Here is a 1049-nt window from a genome sequence, read left to right on the forward strand (position 1 = left end):
TTCTGCACGGCGGCGTCGCTGATGTCGACCATCACCACGTTCAGTCCCACTACCGCGCAGGCCTGGGCGATGCCATTGCCCATGGTGCCGGCACCAACGATGCCTACTGTCTTGATTGCCATGTCGAACGCCTTTAAGGGTTTGGAGAATATAGATGTGGTTCGCTGGAGTTGAGGCCGTAGAGCCGCGTCGCAGCTTCGCCCGTCAAGATGTCGCGCTGAGCGCGTTAACTGGATCGGCTCTCTTGAATAGCGCGGCACGGATAGCGTGCCAAACGCCATCGCGGCCGTCCAAGCCGATGAAAGATGCATTGAGTAAGCTGGCGTAGGCCGCCAGCGGTCTGAACGTCTCCTGATCGTAGCGCCGCGGGCGTCGTTCGCCACTACCCGAGCCTGCCCATTTATTGACAATTTCTGCCGCTTTTCCCGCAACTGAAATCGAGTGCGATGAGAGGAGGGCGCACAAGCGCGGAGCACTCGGGGGCATGCACCCTGGGAAGTGCGCCATAAAGTGGCAGTTTCGGCTCTTTATGCTATCGGAAAGGTTTCTTCCGGCTTTGTTGGGAAATTCGCCGAATCGCGGCCGCGATTTCAAGCAATTTCCGGCCGAAATTTGGCGGGAATGTAGGTATTAAGGCGCTTCTTTTTGAGGGCCGTACAAGCAATTAGTGTCCGGACTTGTATTTCTTCAATCATAACGTGACCGAATTTTTGCTTGCTCTCGTAAGTGCTTGAAATAACGTAGTTTTTGGGTCTACTGCGTTCACCGCATAGGGGGTGCTTCCTGCGCGCTCTTGGGGCGGTTTCGGACGGAAGCTCGTCGCGAAATGGCAGCCATTTCGCACCGACCCTTCGGCAAAACTTGCGTCTTACGGATTCTTTGCCGTACGCGTGGAGATACAGCCTATCGAGATCAATGCGGAGCTGGCGAGACTTGGTCTGGAAGGGGTCGTGCGCCCAATCCATCCAAGTTAAGCCGCCAATAAAATCGCAATTCCCCCCGCGAACCCTTGACAGATGACGAGGTTCGAGGGGCCGCCGCCCTGCTTG

At 56.3% G+C, this 1049-nt stretch carries 2 protein-coding genes; both read right to left on the reverse strand.

Annotated features, from left to right (window positions below; all coding sequences use genetic code 11):
- Positions 1–122 (reverse strand): 3-hydroxyacyl-CoA dehydrogenase NAD-binding domain-containing protein (locus K309_RS41430; protein WP_232232667.1); only part of this gene is annotated, 122 nt, incomplete at its 3' end.
- A 468-nt stretch (positions 123–590) separates the two neighbouring features.
- Positions 591–1049 (reverse strand): hypothetical protein (locus K309_RS43730; RefSeq protein ID WP_232232666.1); only part of this gene is annotated, 459 nt, incomplete at its 5' end.

Source organism: Cupriavidus phytohabitans (assembly GCF_000426345.1).
In the GTDB taxonomy this organism is placed as follows: Bacteria; Pseudomonadota; Gammaproteobacteria; order Burkholderiales; family Burkholderiaceae; genus Cupriavidus.